The sequence below is a fragment of the Methylobacterium amylolyticum genome, from assembly GCF_030700245.1.
Classification (GTDB): domain Bacteria; phylum Pseudomonadota; class Alphaproteobacteria; order Rhizobiales; family Beijerinckiaceae; genus Methylobacterium.
In genome coordinates, this window is the sequence record NZ_JAUYZI010000031.1 from 63,095 (window position 1) to 81,143 (window position 18,049).

At 74.8% G+C, this 18,049-nt stretch carries 12 protein-coding genes; 8 read left to right on the top strand and 4 right to left on the bottom strand.

The window, feature by feature from the left end; genetic code table 11:
- Positions 1-213: 213 nt before the first annotated feature.
- Complete coding sequence (gene gyrA / locus Q8W71_RS20935) at positions 214-2,925, top strand: DNA gyrase subunit A (RefSeq protein ID WP_305527338.1); 2,712 nt, start codon at positions 214-216, stop codon at positions 2,923-2,925.
- A 349-nt stretch (positions 2,926-3,274) separates the two neighbouring features.
- A complete protein-coding gene (locus Q8W71_RS20940) occupies positions 3,275-4,093 on the top strand; it encodes an outer membrane protein (protein WP_305527339.1) in 819 nt (272 codons plus the stop codon).
- A gap of 256 nt (positions 4,094-4,349) precedes the next feature.
- Here the strand turns inward: Q8W71_RS20940 and Q8W71_RS20945 are convergent, their stop codons facing one another.
- From Q8W71_RS20945 to Q8W71_RS20960, 4 genes are all read right to left on the bottom strand, one after another.
- Positions 4,350-5,078, bottom strand: coding sequence for an endonuclease III domain-containing protein (locus Q8W71_RS20945; RefSeq protein ID WP_305527340.1), 729 nt, complete (start codon positions 5,076-5,078; stop codon positions 4,350-4,352).
- A gap of 85 nt (positions 5,079-5,163) precedes the next feature.
- Positions 5,164-5,988, bottom strand: a complete 825-nt coding sequence (locus tag Q8W71_RS20950) for a hypothetical protein (protein ID WP_305527341.1) — start codon at positions 5,986-5,988, stop codon at positions 5,164-5,166.
- 104 nt (positions 5,989-6,092) lie between these two features.
- Positions 6,093-7,208: a CobW family GTP-binding protein gene (locus Q8W71_RS20955; RefSeq protein WP_305527342.1), complete on the bottom strand. Its 1,116-nt coding sequence runs from the start codon at positions 7,206-7,208 to the stop codon at positions 6,093-6,095.
- A 61-nt stretch (positions 7,209-7,269) separates the two neighbouring features.
- Positions 7,270-8,826: a D-alanyl-D-alanine carboxypeptidase family protein gene (locus tag Q8W71_RS20960; protein WP_305527343.1), complete on the bottom strand. Its 1,557-nt coding sequence runs from the start codon at positions 8,824-8,826 to the stop codon at positions 7,270-7,272.
- A 249-nt stretch (positions 8,827-9,075) separates the two neighbouring features.
- Between Q8W71_RS20960 and Q8W71_RS20965 the strand changes: the two genes are divergently transcribed.
- The 6 genes from Q8W71_RS20965 (at position 9,076) to Q8W71_RS20990 (ending at position 17,692) form a co-directional block, all read left to right on the top strand.
- Positions 9,076-9,741 carry a class I SAM-dependent methyltransferase gene (locus Q8W71_RS20965; RefSeq protein WP_305527344.1) on the top strand — a complete coding sequence of 222 codons (666 nt, stop codon included), beginning with the start codon at positions 9,076-9,078 and terminating at the stop codon, positions 9,739-9,741.
- A gap of 84 nt (positions 9,742-9,825) precedes the next feature.
- The gene (gene queE / locus Q8W71_RS20970) at positions 9,826-10,458 is read left to right on the top strand and encodes a 7-carboxy-7-deazaguanine synthase (RefSeq protein ID WP_305527345.1); all 633 of its coding nucleotides are present in this window, start codon (positions 9,826-9,828) and stop codon (positions 10,456-10,458) included.
- A gap of 112 nt (positions 10,459-10,570) precedes the next feature.
- Positions 10,571-11,977, top strand: coding sequence for a hypothetical protein (locus Q8W71_RS20975; protein ID WP_305527346.1), 1,407 nt, complete (start codon positions 10,571-10,573; stop codon positions 11,975-11,977).
- The gene (locus Q8W71_RS20980) at positions 11,974-13,602 is read left to right on the top strand and encodes a hypothetical protein (protein ID WP_305527347.1); all 1,629 of its coding nucleotides are present in this window, start codon (positions 11,974-11,976) and stop codon (positions 13,600-13,602) included. Before Q8W71_RS20975 ends, Q8W71_RS20980 begins: the two co-directional genes overlap by 4 nt.
- Entirely contained in the window at positions 13,599-14,102 is a 504-nt protein-coding gene (locus Q8W71_RS20985) for a hypothetical protein (RefSeq protein ID WP_305527348.1), read from the top strand. The genes Q8W71_RS20980 and Q8W71_RS20985 overlap by 4 nt, the downstream gene beginning before the upstream one ends.
- 5 nt (positions 14,103-14,107) lie before the next feature.
- Positions 14,108-17,692: a tubulin-like doman-containing protein gene (locus tag Q8W71_RS20990; protein ID WP_305527349.1), complete on the top strand. Its 3,585-nt coding sequence runs from the start codon at positions 14,108-14,110 to the stop codon at positions 17,690-17,692.
- Positions 17,693-18,049: the final 357 nt, after the last annotated feature.

An 18,049-nucleotide genomic window follows, 5' to 3' on the forward strand; every position in this document is an offset into this window, starting at 1 on the left:
CCAGGGATCGGGACCGCCCCCGGGGCCGGGGCCGTCGCGGGGGCGCAAAGGCCCCCCGCGACGTGCGCCCGCCGCCTTGCGCGCGCGCGCGGAAACCCTTACTTAACCGTCTGATATCACAGATTTTCCGCGGTGCCGCCGCGCGCATCCGATGCGCCTCCCGCGGCCGCGGGCACGGCCCCGCCGGGGCCCGGAAACAGACGGAACAGACACTTGGCCGAGACCGACCCGACGGGCGCGCCCCCGCCCGCCAGCGACATCCGCCCCGTCTCCATCACCGACGAGATGCGCCGCTCCTACCTCGATTACGCGATGAGCGTGATCGTGAGCCGGGCGCTGCCCGACGCGCGCGACGGCCTCAAGCCGGTGCACCGGCGCATCCTCTACTCGGCCTTCGAGTCCGGCCACCTGCCGGAGCGCAAGTACGTCAAGTCGGCGCGCATCGTCGGCGACGTGATCGGCCTCTACCACCCGCACGGCGACCAATCGATCTACGACGCCCTGGTGCGGATGGCGCAGGACTTCTCCATGCGCCTGATGCTCATCGATGGGCAGGGCAATTTCGGCTCGGTCGACGGCGACCCGCCGGCGGCCATGCGCTACACCGAGTCGCGGCTGGCCAAGCCCGCCACCGCGCTGCTCACCGACATCGACAAGAACACCGTCGATTTCGGGCCGAACTACGACGAGTCCCGGGAGGAGCCGAGCGTCCTGCCGGCGCGGTTCCCCAACCTCCTCGTCAACGGCGCCGGCGGCATCGCGGTCGGCATGGCCACCAACATCCCGCCGCACAACCTCGGCGAGCTGATCGACGCCTGCGTGGCGCTGCTCGACGATCCGGGGCTGACGATCGAGCAGCTCAACGAGATCGTCCCCGGCCCGGACTTCCCCACCGGCGGCCTGATCCTCGGCCGCGGCGGCACGCGGCAGGCCTACGCGACGGGGCGCGGCTCGGTAATCATGCGCGCGAAGTCGCATGTCGAGGAGCTGCGCAAGGAGCGCGAGGCGCTGATCTTCACCGAGATCCCCTATCAGGTGAACAAGGCGACGCTGGTCGAGAAGATCGCCGAGCTGGTCAAGGAGAAGCGCGTCGAGGGCATCTCCGACCTGCGCGACGAGTCCGACCGCACCGGCATGCGCATCGTGGTCGAGATCAAGCGCGACGCGATGGCCGAGGTGGTGCTGAACCAGCTCTACCGCTTCACCCCGCTCCAGACGAGCTTCGGCTGCAACATGGTCGCCCTCAACGGCGGCCGGCCGGAGCTGATGAACCTGAAGGACCTGCTCCAGGCCTTCGTCGACTTCCGCGAGGAGGTCGTCTCCCGGCGCACCAAGTTCCTGCTCGGCAAGGCGCGCGAGCGCGCCCACGTGTTGTGCGGGCTGGCCATCGCGGTCGCCAACATCGACGAGGTGATCCGCCTCATCCGCACCGCGCCGGACCCGAACGCCGCCCGCGAGGCGCTGATGGCCCGCGACTGGCCGGCCCACGACATCGCCCCCCTGATCGCCCTGGTCGACGATCCCCGCCACCGGGTCGCCGAGGACGGCACCTACCGCCTGTCCGAGACCCAGGCCCGCGCCATCCTCGACCTGCGCCTCCAGCGCCTCACGGCGCTCGGCCGCGACGAGGTCGGCGACGAGTTGAAGACGCTCGCCGACGAGATCGCCGACTACCTCGACATCCTGCGCTCGCGCGCCCGCATCCAGGGCATCGTCAAGGACGAGCTCGCCGAGGTGCGCGCGCAGTTCGCCACCCCGCGCAAGACCGAGATCGTCGACTTCGACTCGACGGTGGAGGACGAGGACCTGATCGCCCGCGAGGACATGGTGGTGACCGTGTCCCACGCCGGCTACGTCAAGCGCGTGCCGCTCTCGACCTACCGGTCGCAGCGCCGCGGCGGCAAGGGCCGCTCCGGCATGGCGACCCGGGACGAGGACTTCGTCACCCGGCTGTTCGTGGCCAACACCCACACGCCGGTGCTGTTCTTCTCCAGCCAGGGCCAGGCCTACAAGGAGAAGGTCTGGCGCCTGCCGGTGGCCGCCCCGAACGCCCGCGGCAAGGCGCTGGTCAACATCCTGCAATTGCAGGACACCTCCGAGCGCATCACCACGATCATGCCGCTGCCCGAGGACGAGGCCTCCTGGGAGACGCTCGACGTGATGTTCGCCACGCGCAGCGGCAACGTCCGGCGCAACAAGCTGTCCGACTTCACCACGGTGAACCGCAACGGCAAGATCGCGATGAAGCTCGACGCGGGCGACCACATCGTCCACGTCGAGATCTGCCGGCCGGACCAGAACGTGCTGCTCACCACCGCCCGGGGCCAGTGCATCCGCTTCCCCGTCGAGGACGTGCGCGTGTTCAAGGGCCGCGATTCCACGGGCGTGCGCGGCATCAACCTCGCCGCGGGCGACCGGGTGATCTCGATGACCATCCTCAACGCCTTCGACGCCACCGCCGAGGAGCGCGCCGGCTATCTCAAGATGCGCCGCGCGGTCACCGGCGAGACCGAGGACGGCGCCGAGGCCGAGGCGGAGGAGGGCGCCGAGGCCGCGGCGATCTCGCCCGAGCGCTACTCGGAGATGGGAGCCCACGAGCAGTACGTGCTCACGATCTCCGAGCGCGGCTTCGGCAAACGCTCGTCCTCCTACGAGTACCGGACCTCGGGCCGCGGGGGGAAGGGCATCACCGCCATGCGGGTCAACCCCCGCAACGGCGACCTCGTCGCCTCCTTCCCCGTCGAGGCCACCGACCAGATCATGCTGGTGACGAACGGCGGCCAGCTCATCCGCGTGCCGGTGGACGACATCCGCATCGTCGGACGGGCCTCGCAGGGCGTGACGGTGTTCAACACCGACAAGACCGAGAAGGTCGTCTCGGTGGAGCATATCGAGGGCGAGGAGGAGACGGAGGAGGGGGTCTGATACCGCTTCCGGGTGAACCGCTCGGTAACCTGGGCCCGCGCCGTCATCGCGAGCCGTAGGCGAAGCGACCCAGGGCAGCGCGCGGTTTGAGACGGTGGCGCCCCTGGATTGCTTCGCTCCGCTCGCAAAGACGGAGAGCGTCGATCCCGAACCATTCAGCCGGAAGCCGTATGACCGGTTCGAAAAATGCGGGGGGCGTGGCGGATTAGGCCCTACCCGTCTTCGTGATAGACAAACGCAAGTTGATCATACGGTTGTCTGCCATCTGTGACTGAAAAAGCATATCCGCCGACCGGACACAGTCTGTAACGATGGGGCCGCCATCTCCCTTCGAGGCCCGATCGATCCCATGCGCTCCCTGCTCCTCGCCGCCGCTCCGGCGCTCCTGGCCGGAACGGCGCTCGCCGCCGACCTGCCCCGCCGCGCCCCGCCGCCGGTCTTCACCCCCGTGCCGGTCTTCACCTGGACCGGCGCCTATTTCGGCGTGAACGCCGGCTACGCCTACACCGAGTCGGACACGATCCGCACGGTGGGCATCGGCGCCCTCCAGGCCAACGTGAACAACCTGCTCCGCAGCCCGGCGGTGCGCCTGCCCCAGGACGGCTTCACCGCTGGCGGCGGCGTCGGCTACAACTACCAGTTCACGCCGGGCGCGGGCATCGTGGTCGGCGTCGAGGCCGACGCGCAGTACACCGACCTCGCCCGCACCGGCGTGCAGTCGATCTTCCGCCCGGCCTTCAACCCGAACGTCCTGACCAACACCTACCGGACCGATCTCAGCTTCCTCGGCACGGTGCGCGGTCGCATCGGCTACGCCTTCGACCGGGTGCTCGTGTACGGCACCGGCGGCTTCGCCTACGGCGACGTGACCCAGCGGGTCGCCTTCCAGACGGGCGCGCCGCTCACCTATCTCGGCAGCCGCTCGCGGATCGAGACCGGCTACGTCTACGGCGGCGGCATCGAGTACGCCCTGCCCACCGACTCGTTCCTGAACTTCTTCCGGTCCTCGGCCGTGACGATCAAGGGCGAGTACCTGCGCTACGACCTCGGCAGCAACAACCTGTTCGTCCCCTCCGTGGGCGGTCCGGGCGTCGGCTACGTCTCGCGCTTCAACACCGAGGGCGCGCTCGCCCGCGGCGGCATCAACTTCAAGTTCGGCACGTTCTAGGGATCGGAGCCGGACCGCGCACGGGGCTTCGCCCAGCACCTCCGGTACGGATCGCCGAACCGCAGCGCGGTTTCCCTCCCCCTTGTGGGGAGGGGTAGGGGGTGGTTCAGAAGAGACCGTCGAGCCTCGTCCGGCACCACCCCCACCTCCGGCTCCTCCCCACAAGGGGGAGGAGAGGCCCGCCGATAGCGTCCGCAGGACGATGTGCGAAGGCCGTCGCGCACCGCGGCCCGTTCGATCTCCGGCGCGCGTCGGCTCAGCCCGCCCTCCCCGCCCAGGTGCACAGGTCGGCCACCCCGCACCGCCCGCAGGCCGGCGCCCGCGCCGTGCAGGTGTCACGGCCGTGCCGGAACAGCCAGATGTGGGCGCCGTCCTTGAAGGCGTCGGGCACCGCCGCGGCGAGCCCGTCCGCGACCGCGTCGACCGTGGCGCCGGGCGCCAGCGGGATCCGGTTCGAGACCCGGAACACGTGGGTGTCCACCGCGATCACCGGCTCGTCGAAGGCGAAGTTCGCCGTCACCTCCGCGGATTTGCGGCCGATGCCCGGCAGGCGCCGCATCTGCGCGGCGCTGCGCGGGACCGCGCCGCCGAACTCCGCCAGCAGCGCGGCGCAGAGCCGGACGATGTTGCGCGCCTTCGACGGCCCGAGCCCGACCGGGCGGACGGTGTCCGTGATCCGCGCCTCGCCGAGCGCCAGCATCGTCTCCGGCGTGTCGGCCAGCGCGAACAGCGCCGCCGCCACCTTCTCGACGGTGGGGCCGGTCGACTGGGCCGAGAGCAGCACCGTCACCAGCAGGCGGAACGGGTCGGCGCCCGAAAATCCCGCCTTCGGGTCGGGATCGGCCGCGGCGAGGCGGGCCATCACCGCCACCACGCGGCCGGGGTCGATCGCGGCGTCGGCCGCGACCCGACCCGCCGCCGGGCCGCGGGGCTTCGAAGGTGACCGCCGGGCGGGCCGGAGGCCGTGGAGTGTGTCGCGCGCCATCCCCGCGAGCTAGGGCGGGCGCGGCGCTGGGCCCCGCGGCCGATCGTCAGCCGATCCGTGGCCGATCGAGAGAATCCAAAAAAGATCAGGCCCCGGCGCGGCGCCAGAGCACGGCGGCGGGGCCGCTCCCGAGGTGCAGGGCCCCGGCGACGACCTCGCCCGCCCGGCGGAAGATCTCGACCCGGCAGGCGCGGCGGCGGGCGAACAGGCGGCTGACCACCCGCACCAGCGAGGCCTCGGACGGGTCGGCGACGATCGGCGCCTTGGCCGTCCGGGCGTCGAGGGCGAGCAGCGTCTCGACCGCGTCGCGCACGGCCGCCGGCTCGGCGGCGACCGCGACCTCGGCCTGCGCGGGGGGCGTCCAGCCCTCGGGGCGGACGCCGACGAAGGCCGCCGCCGGCACCGGGCCGCGCGGCCCGCGGGCCGGCACGCCGTCGAGGCCGCCGACGAGGCGCAGGGGCCGCCGCATGCCCCGCAGGCGGCCGCGCAGGGCGCCCTCCACGGAAGCGGGGGCGGCGCCGTCGACCAGCGCCGTCGCCCCGGCCTCGGCCGGCCGCCAAGTCCGTGCGCTGCGGCCCAGCACCGGGTGGGGCAGGGCCAGGGGCACGACGCCGCGCAGGGTCTCGGGGCCGTCCGCGTCGCGGCTCCAGGCGAGCGCCAGGGCGACGCGGCGGCCCCCGGCCCGGTGCCGGGCCAGCGGCAGCAGGTAGTCGGGGTCGCGCAGGGGATCGCTCACGCCCTCGCGGGTCATCAGCGCCCGCCACGCCAACACCGCGCCGTCGTCGACGCCCCCCGGGCCCTGGAGGTCGACCCGCCACGCGGCGTCCGCCGCCGGGCCTGGGATCGTCGCCGGGATCGCCGCCGGGGCCCCGGAGAGACCGCCCTGGATCACGGTGAAGCGCTGCACCATCGCCTGTCCCGCCCTGTCGCCGTTCCGTCCCGGTCCGGGACACCGTGGCGCCCGTGGAGCGCCTTCGGAGGGTCCGGTTTCAAGGACGGTGCCGCGGCGTCGGATCAGAAGCCGGGGATCGCCAGCGGGTTGTCGGTCAGCGCCGCCGCGTCCGGCGCGTCTGGGCGCGGCCGGCCGAGGAACGCGTCCCAGAGTTTCTCGACGAAGGCCGGGTCGAGGTCGCGCAGGATCAGGACGAGGCGGGAGGTGTGGTCGGGGTCGGGCCATGCGGGCAGGGTGAGCGGCGCGTGAACGACGTGCTGAACGCCGTGAACGACCACCGGACGCTCCGGATCGTCGGCGAGCGCCACCAGCCCCTTGAGCCGCAGGAGCTTCGGCCCGTGGCCGGAGCGCAGCAGGTCGAGGAACATCTCGAAGGCCGGGCGCGGCACCGGCGCCGCGCTCGTCAGGCAGACCGCGCGGATCGCGGCGTCGTGGCGGTTGACGTCGTGGGCGTGCCAGTCGTGGGCGTGCCCGCCTTCCTCGGACACCGCCTCGGCGCCGAGCCACGCCCGCACGTCGGCGCCCTTGCCCGCGAGCCCGAACAGCCCGCCGAGCAGGTCCTCCGCCGGGGCGTCCGGGGCGAGGAGCGCGGCGGCGGGGTTGAGGGCGGAAAGCCGCGCGCGCAGGGGGCCGGTGTCCGGGGTGAGATCGGTCTTGGTGAGGACGAGCCGGTCGGCCACCGCGGCCTGGCGCAGGGCTTCCGGGTGCGCGTCGAGGGTGGCCGCGCCGTTCACCGCGTCGACCACCGTCACCACCGCCTGGAGGCGGTACCGGAGCACGAGGTAGGGGTGGTAGATCAGCGCGTGCAGGATCGGGGCGGGGTCGGCGAGCCCGGTGGTCTCGATCACCACGCGCCGGAACGGCCGGATGCGGCCGTTGTCGCGCTTGCGCAGCAGGTCCTCCAGCGTGGCGATCAGGTCGCCGCGCACGGTGCAGCACAGGCAGCCGGCGCCGAGCAGCACCATGTCCTCGTCCACCGCCTCGATCAGCAGGTGGTCGAGGCCGATCTCGCCGAACTCGTTGACGAGCACCACCGTGTCGGCGAGCGCCGGATCGCGCAGCAGCCGGTTCAGCAGCGTGGTCTTGCCCGCGCCGAGGAAGCCGGTGAGCACCGTGAGCGGGATCGGCTCCGGCCGGCGCGGATCTGTTTCGGACGGGGGCGGGGCGGATTCGGGCATCCGCGCCGAGATGGGGCCGCGCGCGCCGCGAAGCAACGCGCGCGGGCGATGCCCGGGGCGCCTACTCGTCGGCGTCCGCGGGCTGGGCCTTCCGCGTGGCGGACTTGGCGGCGGGTTTGGCAGCGGGATTGGCGGCCGGCTTGGCCGCGGCCTTCGGGGCCGCCTTCTGCGCGGCCGCCTGCGCGGTCTTGGCGGCAGGCTTCGCCAGCCCCTTGCCGGGCTTGGCCTCGGGCATGCCAGGCGTCTCCACGGCGGTGTAGGCGCTCGCGGTCCGCGGCAGGCCGGCATGGGGGGCCTTCGCCGCGGTCTTGGAGGCCGGCTTGGCGGCCGCCTTCTCGGCAACCTTGGCGGCCTGGGCCTGCTTCGCGGCGTCCTTGGCGGCCTCCTTGGCCGCCGCGCGCTGGGCGAGCAGCGCCTCGCGCTTGGCCTTGGCGGCCTCCAGCTTGGCGGCGCGGGCGGTCAGGGCGGCGGTCTTGGCCGCGTTCTCCTGCGCTTCGAGCTGCCGCTGGCCGTCGGCCGGGTCGCGGCCGATCCACACCGCGACCGGCTGGAGCGGCGCCCGCGGCGGCAGGGAGCGGGCGCGCAGCGCCGGGCTGGAGAACGCCGCCAGCGCCAGCGCCGGCGAGTTCGCGGCCGCGCCGCCGATGAGCTGCGCCGCCGAGCCCGCGGCGGTGAGCGCCCCCGCCCCGTCGTCGATCGCCGGCGGCTTCTTGCCGCCGCACACGTAGGGGCGCATGTCCGGCGGCGCCGCGACCGCCGAGGCCGGCAGCGCGTCGAGCGTCGGGCTCGTCCAGCCGGCCCCCTGCGCGAAGGCGTAGTCGAACAGGTCGGCGGCCTTCACGTCGCGCTCGCGCGGGCTCGGCTGACCCATGATCACGGTGACGACCCGCCGGCCGCCGCGGGTGGCGCTCGCCACCACGTTGAACCCGCCCGAGCAGATGAAGCCGGTCTTCATCCCGTCGGTGCCGGGATAGCGCCCGAGCAGGCCGTTGTGGTTGGCCATCACCGCCTTGCCGAACTGGATCGCCGAGATCGAGAACAGGTCGTGGTTGCCCGGGAAGTCGCGGATCAGCGCCCGGGCCAGCACCGCCATGTCGCGGGCCGAGGTCCATTGCCGCGGGTCGGGCAGGCCGTTGGCGTTGTACCAGCGGCTGTCCTGCATGCCGATCCGCCGGGCGGTCTCGTTCATCATGTCCGAGAAGCCCTCGACCGAGCCGCCGAGGCTCTCGCCGATCGCGTAGGCGACGTCGTTGGCCGACTTCACCATGATGATCTTCAGGGCGTTGTCGAGGGTGAGCTGCGTGCCGGGCCGGAAGCCCATCTTCGAGGGCGGCTCGGCGGCGGCGCCGGCCGAGACCGTGATCATCGTGTCCATCGACGCCCGGCCCTGGCGGACGAGGTCGAGGGCGACGTAGGTCGTCATCAGCTTGGTGATCGAGGCCGGATACCAGGGGTCGGTCGGCGCCTGGGAGTAGATCACCTTGCCCGAGTCGACGTCGACCACGAGGATCGGCACGGTGACGGCCTCGGCCGCCCGGATCCCGGCGACGCTCGCGCCGAGCAGGCCGGTCAGCGCCGCGAGCCCGACCGTCACGCGCCGGAAGAGGGAAGAGGACATTCGAGCCCGATTCTGCTGGCGTCCGGCGGCATCGGATCGGTGCCGGCCGAAAAGATGCGCGCGGCCCCGGCGTCCCGTCACCGCGCTTCAGGGGGCATCAACGCGGCTTCCGTGGCAAGACCATGGCGCGGGGCCGCATTCCGGCCCGGGCCGCCATCGACATCTTTCGCGCGACCGGCGACCGGGCCGCCTCTCGCGCCCAGCCCCTCGCCCCTCGCGCGGGCGCTCCGCCCCGTGCTAACCGCCCCCATGGATCCGTTCTCCGATCCGCAGGCGGTCGCCGCCTACGCCGACGGGCCGCCCCGGCTGGTGCCCGGCTTCCGGGACCTCCAGCGCATGGCCCTGGTGCTCCTGTCGGAGAGCATGCCCGGGGACGGACGGCTGCTGGTGGTCGGCGCGGGCGGCGGCCTGGAGCTGAAGGTCTTCGCCGAGGCCCGGCCGGGCTGGCGGTTCGACGGGGTCGACCCCTCCGCCGCGATGCTGGATCTCGCGCGCCGCACCCTCGGCCCGCTCGCCCCCCGCGCCCGGCTGCACCGCGGCACGGTCGATGCGGCGCCGGACGGGCCGTTCGACACCGCAATCAGCCTGCTGACCCTGCACTTCGTGCCCGAGGCCGAGCGGTTGCGGACCCTGCGGGAGATCCGTCGCCGGCTCCGGCCCGGCGGGGCACTCGTGGTCGCCCACCACAGCGTCCCGGAGGCGGGGCGGGCGGCGTGGCTCGCGCGCTTCGCGGATTTCGCGGTCGCCTCCGGCGTCGCGCCGGACCGGGCGCGCGCGATGCGCGAGGGGGTCGGCGCGCACCTGCCCTTCCTCACCCCGGAGCGGGACGAGGCGCTGATCCGCGAGGCCGGCTTTTCCGATGTCGCGCTGTTCTACGCGGCCTTCACCTTCCGGGGCTGGCTGGCGCGGGCCTGATACGCGCCCTGCGCGGCACGCCGGTGGTGCGGCGGCGCGCGCGCGCCTATCTGCGGGCGGCGGGGAAGGAGCCGCGGCGGGACCATGGCATACGCGGTCAAGGAGATCTTCCACACCCTGCAAGGGGAGGGGGCGCAGGCGGGGCGCGCGGCGGTGTTCTGCCGGTTCGCGGGCTGCAACCTCTGGTCGGGGCGCGAGGCGGACCGGGCGGCGGCCGCCTGCCGGTTCTGCGACACCGACTTCGTGGGGATGGACGGGGAGGGCGGCGGCCGCTTCCCCGATGCGGGCAGCCTCGCGGCGGCGGTGGCCGCGGCCTGGGCGGGCGGTCCCGAACGGCGCTACGTGGTGTTCACCGGCGGCGAGCCGCTGCTCCAGCTCGACGCCCCCCTGATCGCGGCGGTGCACGAGGCGGGGTTCGAGATCGCGATCGAGACCAACGGGACCCTGCCGGCCCCCGATGGGATCGACTGGATCTGCGTGAGCCCCAAGGGCGGCAACCCCCTCGCCCAGCGCTCGGGCCACGAGCTGAAGCTCGTCTACCCGCAGGCCGACGCGCCGCCCGAGGCCTTCGTCGACCTGCCCTTCCACCACCGCTTCCTCCAGCCGATGGACGGGCCGGAGCGGATCGCCAGCACGCAGGCCGCGGTCGCCTATTGCCGGGCGGACGCGCGCTGGCGCCTGTCGCTCCAGACCCACAAGATCATCGGCATCCCGTGAGCCGCCCTGGACAGTCCGGCGGGGACGAAGGACCGGCGCAACAGCCCCGCACTTCCATTCCTATAAAAAATCGGGAACGATCGGACGTGGTGACAGCCGCGGAACAGGGCCGTTGAATCGCGACGAGACAGCCCCGCGGGATCGGCCGGGCCCAGGCGGCGCAGCGCCGGCCGAGACCGCCTGGCCGATCGCGCCGGACCCCGCCGTCACGAATCTCCCCGGGCCCCAGACCTGGCGCTTCTCCGGCGGCCGGCCGGTGGCGGCGGAGGTCGGCGGCGTCCGCGTCGCGGCCGACGACGCGCGCATCGCCGGGCTCGGCGTGCGCCGCGACGGCGCGGGCCGCCCCTGGCCCGCCGCCTTCGCCCATGCCCCCGAGACCGGCGCGCGCCTGCCGCCGCCGGGCCCCGCGCCGGACCCCGAGATCCTCGACATCGACCCGGATTCCGCCGCCGAACTGCCGCTGCCGGGGGGCCTGCCCGCCCCGGTCCGGGCCGGCCGCCCGGCGGCGCTCTACCTCGTCCAGGAGAACCTCGGCGCGCTGGAGGCCTGGGACGGGCGGGCCTTCCGCGCGATGGGCCGCCTGCCGTCGCCCGGCGATGGGCCCGGCCTGACGGCGGACCCGGCCGGCCTCGCCTACGCGACGCGGGACCGGCTCGTGGCGGTGGCGCTGCCGCAGATCGGCCCCGCCCTCGACCACACGGTCGTCGCGCTGCCGGGCCTGCGCTTCGTCTCGGCGCCGCTCCGGCGCGGGGCGGAGCTGCTGGCGCTCGGCGCCCGGGACGGCCGCCGCGTCCTCTGCCGCGCCGCCCCCGGGGGCGGCCCGCCCGCCCTCGACGATCTCGGTCCGGAGACCGGTGACGGCCGGTTCGCCGATTCCTTCGCCGGCCCGTTCGCCGGTCCGTTCGCCGGTCCTTGGACCAACCGCCTCGGCGACGCGGTCTGGACCGGCGCGTCGGGCTTCGTCGCCTGCCCGGCGGCGGGGGCGACGGCCTTCGTCCCCTGGCCGGAGGGGTTCTCCGCGCTGCCCCGGCTGGCGCCGTGGCGGGACCGGGCCGACGGGCACCACCAGCTCGGCATGGCCGGGGGCCTGTATCACTACGCGTCCCTGACCCCCGCGCCGGCCCTGCACCGCCTCGACGGGCCGCACCTCGCGGCCGACGGCGTCACCTACGCGGGGGGCGAGCGGTTCGACGTGCCGTGGCAGGCGCCGGCCGAGGCGCTGACCCTCGGCGCCCACGCGGGCGCCCTGCTGGTGCCGCTGCTGGCGCTGGCGCGCGACACGGTGCTCCTGGCCCTCGACATCCCCGGCCCCCGCGGGCCGTTCCTGCGCGGCGCGCCGCTGCCGGCGCCGGTCGCCGGCCGGGTGCTGCACCACGCCCACGGCGCGGGCCTGCGCCCGCTCCCGGTCGGGCTGGAGGTCCAGGGGCTCGGCGACGCGGGCGCGCTGCTGCACGACCGCACCCTGTACCTGTGGAGCCGCAGCGCCCGCCGCTGCCACGCGCTGGGCCTGCGCGCATGATCGCCGGTCTCCCCGCGCGGCTGCTGGCGTTCCCGGCTCTTCTGCTGGCTCATCTCCTGGCGCTCGTCCCGGCGCAGGCCGCCGAGCCGGTGCCGCAGGTGGTGCTGATCCAGGATTCCGGCTGGATGGAGCCGTTCCTGACCGCCGACGGCTCGCAGTTCCGGCCCCTCGTCGAGGCGCTGGCCGCCGCCGCGCGGGCGCCGGGCGGGACGATCGCGGTCGCCGCCTTCGACCAGGACGGGCAGGTGCCCGGCCGGACCTCGCCGCGGATCCTCTACGAGGGCCCCTACGACGCCGCCCGGGTGCGGGCGGCGGTCGCCGGGATCGACCTGCCGCGCAAGGCGTCGGGCGCCTACGCCGACGCCGACCTCGACGGGGCGCTCGTCGGCGCGATCCGCTTGGCCTTGCGCGGCCGGGCCGGGGTGATCTGGATGGTCACCAATAACAAGAACGCCCCGGGCAACGACCCTGCGGTGGCGCGCAACACCGCCGCCTTCTACGCCGCCCTGCGCAACTCCGACGCGATCACCCGGATCGTCGCCTACCCGGTGCGGATGCCGCTGAAGGGCCGGACCTTCTCGGAGGGGGGCTTCGTCGTCTACGGCATCGGCTACGGCGCGGCGGGGGGACAGGCGCTCGACGCGGCCTTGGCCGGCGCGCCGATGCGGGCGCTGTTCAGCCACCCGCCGGTGCGGATCAAGCCGCTGCTGGCGGGCGGCCTCGCGCTGCGCTTCGAGGGCTTCGACGGCGGCGGGCTGCGGGCGGTCACCGAGAACGGCGTGCTGGTGGTGCGCGGCGCCGACGCCGCCCGGGGCGCCGCGCTGCGCCTCACCGGCCGGCTGCACAACGGCCTCTACCCGCAGCGCGTCGTCGACGCCCGACTCTCGCTGACCTGGACCGAGATCGGCGCGCAAGCCGGCCTATCTGAGGAAGCCGGGCTCGCCGAGGACGCCGCCCTCGCGAAGGCCGCCATCGCACCGGCGCGGATCGAGGGCATCGCCCCCGGCGCCGACAGCGGGCCGCTGTCGGCGGTGCTGACCCTGCCGCCGGTGCCGCGCCCGCCCGGCCTCGCCGGGCTGCTGGCCGGACGGCGCACGGTCGACGGCACCCTGTCCCTGCGGCTCGCCGACCTGCGCCTCGCCCTCGACCCGGCCTTCCTGGAACGGGTCCGCCCGATCTTCGCGAGCAGCCTGCTGACCGGGCGGGGGGACACGATAGGGGACGCGGCGGGGCAAGGGACGGGGCAAGCGGCGGGTCAAGCGGCGGGGAATACCGCGGTGGAGGGCCGGCTGCCGGACCTGTTCCTCGACTTCAAGTCCGTTTCCGAGACGGCCGTCACCCTGCCGGTGCGGATCGAGGCGGAGTTCTCGCCCTGGCCGCTGATCGGCGCCTCCGCCGGGGCGCTGGCCCTCGCGGGCGCCGCCGGGGCCGGCGCGGCGGCCGGGATGCGGGCCCGCACCCTGACCGTGATGCTCGGCTCGTTTCCCAAGCGCGCGACCCTGAAGCCGTTCCGGCCGCTGGTCCTGCGCGCCCCCGACGGCAGCCGCTGGCGGGTGCGCGCCGGCCTGTGGGGGCCGGCCCGCGCCACCCGATTGGCCGACGCCGAGCCCGGAGCCCGCGCATGATCGTCCTCGTCCGCGCCGGCCCTGCCGCGACCCCCGTCCAGGCGCAGCCCGGCCGCGACTTCACCCTGCCGGCGCCGCGGGAGCCCGCCCCCACGGCGCCGGCCGCGCCCGTCCCCGCCGCACCCGTCCCCGCCGCACCCGGGACCCAGACCGCGGCACAGGCCGGGGCGAACCCGTTCGCCGGCCTCGGGCAGGCGCCCACCGGCACGGAGATCGCGCTCGGCGCCGGCGCCCTGCTGGTCCTCGCCGCGCTGTTCCTGTTCGTGCGCCGGGGCGTGCGCGCCCACCTCATCGGGCGCCGCGCCGCGATCGACGCCGCCGACGGCGCGAGCTGGATGCTGTTCTCCGCCCTGATGCTCACCGCCGCCATCCTCGTCACCGCCACCGTCGGGCGGCTGTGGGAGGCCACGGCCGGGCTGCTGGCGGGCTTCGGCCTGTGCCTCGTCCTGTTCGGCGCGGCGCTGCTGCTGTTCCTGCGGGCCCCGGAGCGGAGACGGTGAGCGCGATGGCCGATGTGGGCGCCGGCGGGACCGGGACATCCCTCGATATCCGCCTCAAGCTCCGCCCGACCGTGTTCGTGGCGCTCGGCGGCACCGGCATGGAGGTGCTGCTGCGCCTGCGCCGCCGCATCCTCCAGGCGGACTGGAACGGGGCGCGGATCGACGCGATCGACCGGTTCCCCGCCGCCGGCTTCCTGTACTTCGACACCGACACCCTGGAGGCCCGCGAGCAGGGCCGGGCGGCCGCCGCCGACCCGCTCTCGGCCAAGGTCGCCTTCCGCGAGGGCGAGACCCTGCAGAAGGCGGTCAACCTCGCCCGCTACCAGGCCGAGCGCCTGAGCTACCCCCACATCGACGCGTGGCTGCCCGCCCGCGACCTGTCGCGGATCGACGCGTCGAAGGGCGCCGGGCAGATCCGCGCCATCGCGCGCCTCCTGTTCTTCGACAGCCAGCGCGCCTTCGCCGGCCGGCTCTCGGCCAAGGGCGAGGCGGTGCTCGCCAACATGTCGAACGAGGCGGCCCTGCGGGCACTCGGGCTCGACACCGCCACCGACCTGCGCGTCGTCGTGGTCGCCTCGGTCGCCGGGGGCACCGGCTCGGGGGCGGTGATCGATGCGGGCTACGCCATATCCTCGATGGAGACGCCGAAGCGCCCGGACGCGGTCGACCTGTTCCTCGTGCTGCCCTCCGGCTACGTCGGCGCCAACAAGGACCGGGTCTTCGCCAACGGCGTCGCGACGCTCTCCGAGCTCGAATACGCCATGCGCGGCAGCCCCGAGCCGCCTTACGTCGAGCGCTGGGGCGACCACGAGGCGCCGGGCCGGCACGTCGAGCGGCCGTTCACCGACGTGTACCTGTTCGACACCCACAACCTCGCCGACCAGCGCACCAGCGCGGTCGCCGACCTCTACGACATGATGGCCGACGTGCTGTTCGAGGATTTCGGCAATTCCGAATTCTCGGGCCGCAAGCGCTCGACGGGCGTCAACCAGACCCAGCACAAGCTGCGCAAGTGGGCGCCGCCGAGCCCCGACGCGGCGGCGCGGCCGGCCCTGTTCTCCCTGAACTACTCGGCCCTGGGGCAGGCGACGCTCGCCACCCGCGGCAGCCTGGAATTCGACGCGGCGGCGGCCCGGACCGGGCTCGGCATGGTCGAGGCGTTCTTCGGCGTCGCCCGCGGCCAGGCCGAGCGCCACATCCCCACGGTCGAGGAGCGCGACCGCTTCGCCGCCGAGCGGCTCCACTTACGCTTCTCCGCCTTCGAGGCCTTCCCGAAGGTGATCCGCCCGGCCCCGCCGGGGATCCCGGAATACGACCTCGTCGGGCTGCTGCTCCAGCGCGAGGACGGCGCCTCGATCCAGGAATCGGCGGCGCTCGCCGTCGAGGAGGCGGTCGACGCGATCCGGGCCGAGATCGCGAGTCCCCGCGACTGGGCGCCGAACCTGCGCAAGGCGGCCGAGCGCCTGCGCGACGACCTCCTCGGCCGCACCGGTTCCGGGGCGACCTACGGCCCGCGCGGGGCGGAGGTGCGGGAGGTGCGCGCCCGGATCGAGGCGGCGTGGCTCTCGGACGGGGAGGGCGGTCTGGGGGCGGCGGTCTACCGCCTGCTCGACGACCAGGAGCGCGGCGGCCTCGACTACGCGCTCGCGCTGATCGAGGGCGTGAAGGGCCTGATCACCGCCGAGGACGGGGCGCTCGCCCGGCTGTCTTCCGCCTCCGACACCTACGCGCGGCTCGCCGACGAGATGCTGGCGGGGCACTTCTCCGACTCGCTCGCCCGCCTCGATCAGGTCCGCCCCGGCCTGTTCGGCTCCGGCCGCCGCGACGCCGAGCGCTACCTGGAACAGGCCCGCGACGACCTGCGCGGCTCCTGCGTGCTGCGGGTGCGGGCGATCGCCGCCCGCGAGGCGGCCGAGCTGCTGCGGCGGGTCTCGGCCCGGCTCGGCGAGCGGATCGGCCGGGACGACGAGACCGGCCGCGCCCGCCACGACGGCCTGCTCGGCGCCCTCGACCAGGGCCACGAGGACGTGGTGCGGCTGATGGGCGAGCTGCGCGCCGACATCGCCGAGATCCGCGACGCCATCGACCGGCCCTCGGGGGGCACCTTCCTCGTCCTGCCCTCCGGCGACCTGCCCGAGATCGCGGTGCCCGCCGCCGACACGCTGGCCTGGGCGCGGGAGGCGTTCCGGGCCTACGGCGGCTCGCGGGCCATCTTCGCGCTGCTGCGCGAGGAGGAAACGCGGGCCGCCCTGCTCAACGCCGTGCGCGCCATGGCCCGCGGGCGGCTCGGTCCGCACCGGGCGCGCATCCCCGCGGCGCTCGACGCCCTGCGCGAGCTGCCCCCGGCGCAGCAGCGCGAGACGCTCGGCCTGATGCTCGCCCGGGCGATGCCGTGGATCCAGGCCCGGTTCGACGCCTTCCAGCCGACCGGCGACCAGTTCAAGACCATCCTCGCGGTCGAGGGTGCCCGCGCCTTCGAGGCCGAGTTCGGGCCGACCCTGCGGGCGGCGATGCCGCCGGTGCTCGGGACCGGGGGGATCGCCTTCCTCGAATCGAGCCAGCGCGGCCGCATCGTCTGCTACTGCGAGCTGTCGGGGGTGCCGCTGGACGTGCTCGGGCCGCTGCGGCGCGACTGGCGGAGCGCCTACCATCAGGAGCTCGACCGCCTCGACGCGATCCCGCTGCACAACCACAAGGACTATCTGCGCTTCCCCGATCCCGTAGCGCCCACCGCCGCGGAGGCGGCGGCGCTGCGCGAGACCCTGTCGCTGTTCCTGCGCGCCGCCTGCCTCGGGCTGCTGCGGCGCGATCCCGGGACCGGCCTGTGGCGGTTCGCCTTCGAGCCCGGCGACTGGCGCAGCGTCGGCTCCGAGCGGACCCTGCGGCGCAAGCTGTTCGACCGGGTGCAGGGCGCGGCGTTGGCCGCGCAGGTGGCGGAGGCCGAGGCGGCCCTCTCCCCGGTGCAGGTCCTGGCGCTCGCCGCCCTGTTCGCCTGGACGGCCAAGCGCGCCTACGCCCCGCGGCGCGAGACCGTGAACTACGACGCCGAGACCCGGGTCGGCGGCGTCGGCCACGCGGTCGCGACCGCGCTCGCCCGGAGCTGGACGGCCGCCGCCCTCCGGGCCGGCGATCTGCCCGGCGAGGGCCAAGCGCTCCACGACGCGCTGCTCGCCCGGATCGAGGACTGGACCCGGCCGATCCCCGGCAGCCTCGGCGACGTCGGCCCGGAGGAGGCCAACCGCGACCCCGCCGACCCGCCCGCCTTACGCGCCCTCGACAAGCGGGCGGTCGACCCGGCGCGGTTCACGACCGCGGCGCTGCTGGCGCTGGCGGCACCCGCCCCGCCCGCCGCCGTCCCGCCGCCGCCGTCATCGCCGCCGCCGGACGCGCTGTTCTACCTGTACCGGGACGGGGTCGAGGGCCCGTTCGCGCTCGCCGACCTCGCGGCGATGGCCCGCGCCGGGACGCTCGCCGCCGCCACCCAGATCCACCCGCAGGGCGGCACGTGGATGCCCGCCGGGCGCCACCCGGCGCTGGCGCCGCTGCTCGCCCCGCCGCCGGCACCGCCCGCACCGCCGGGCGTGCCCTGAACCGGCCGGGGCCTGCCGGAGCGACACACCCACAGTCCCGCGCACGCCCTCTCCCCTCTGCGGGAGAGGGTGGCGCCCGGAGGGCGTCGGGTGAGGGGAGCCCGGCTTCCGGACAAGGCCGGAGCGTTGTGAAGGCCACAGTTCGATCCTGCACCGTCGCTCCCCTCTCCCGACCCGCTTCGCGGGCCACCCTTGTATCTAGGAGGCGGCCCTGTGATGTGCTGAGATTGGGGCTGCGCCGGGTGGGGTGGCCACCCCACCCGGCGCGCGGCGTTTGGCGCCCGCCCACCCTCCGGCCACAACCGTGGGAGAGCTTTGGGACCGAACGCCGCCTCGTCACGCACGACCGGACAGTCG

Excerpts from the sequence above, each read along its gene's own strand:
- Q8W71_RS20940 (WP_305527339.1), top strand. The coding sequence starts at position 3,275 with ATGCGCTCCCTGCTCCTCGCCGCCGCTCCGGCGCTCCTGGCCGGAACG.
- Q8W71_RS20945 (WP_305527340.1), bottom strand. The coding sequence starts at position 5,078 with ATGGCGCGCGACACACTCCACGGCCTCCGGCCCGCCCGGCGGTCACCT.
- Q8W71_RS20950 (WP_305527341.1), bottom strand. The coding sequence starts at position 5,988 with ATGGTGCAGCGCTTCACCGTGATCCAGGGCGGTCTCTCCGGGGCCCCG.
- Q8W71_RS20955 (WP_305527342.1), bottom strand. The coding sequence starts at position 7,208 with ATGCCCGAATCCGCCCCGCCCCCGTCCGAAACAGATCCGCGCCGGCCG.
- Q8W71_RS20960 (WP_305527343.1), bottom strand. The coding sequence starts at position 8,826 with ATGTCCTCTTCCCTCTTCCGGCGCGTGACGGTCGGGCTCGCGGCGCTG.
- Q8W71_RS20965 (WP_305527344.1), top strand. The coding sequence starts at position 9,076 with ATGGATCCGTTCTCCGATCCGCAGGCGGTCGCCGCCTACGCCGACGGG.
- queE (WP_305527345.1), top strand. The coding sequence starts at position 9,826 with ATGGCATACGCGGTCAAGGAGATCTTCCACACCCTGCAAGGGGAGGGG.
- Q8W71_RS20980 (WP_305527347.1), top strand. The coding sequence starts at position 11,974 with ATGATCGCCGGTCTCCCCGCGCGGCTGCTGGCGTTCCCGGCTCTTCTG.
- Q8W71_RS20985 (WP_305527348.1), top strand. The coding sequence starts at position 13,599 with ATGATCGTCCTCGTCCGCGCCGGCCCTGCCGCGACCCCCGTCCAGGCG.
- Q8W71_RS20990 (WP_305527349.1), top strand. The coding sequence starts at position 14,108 with ATGGCCGATGTGGGCGCCGGCGGGACCGGGACATCCCTCGATATCCGC.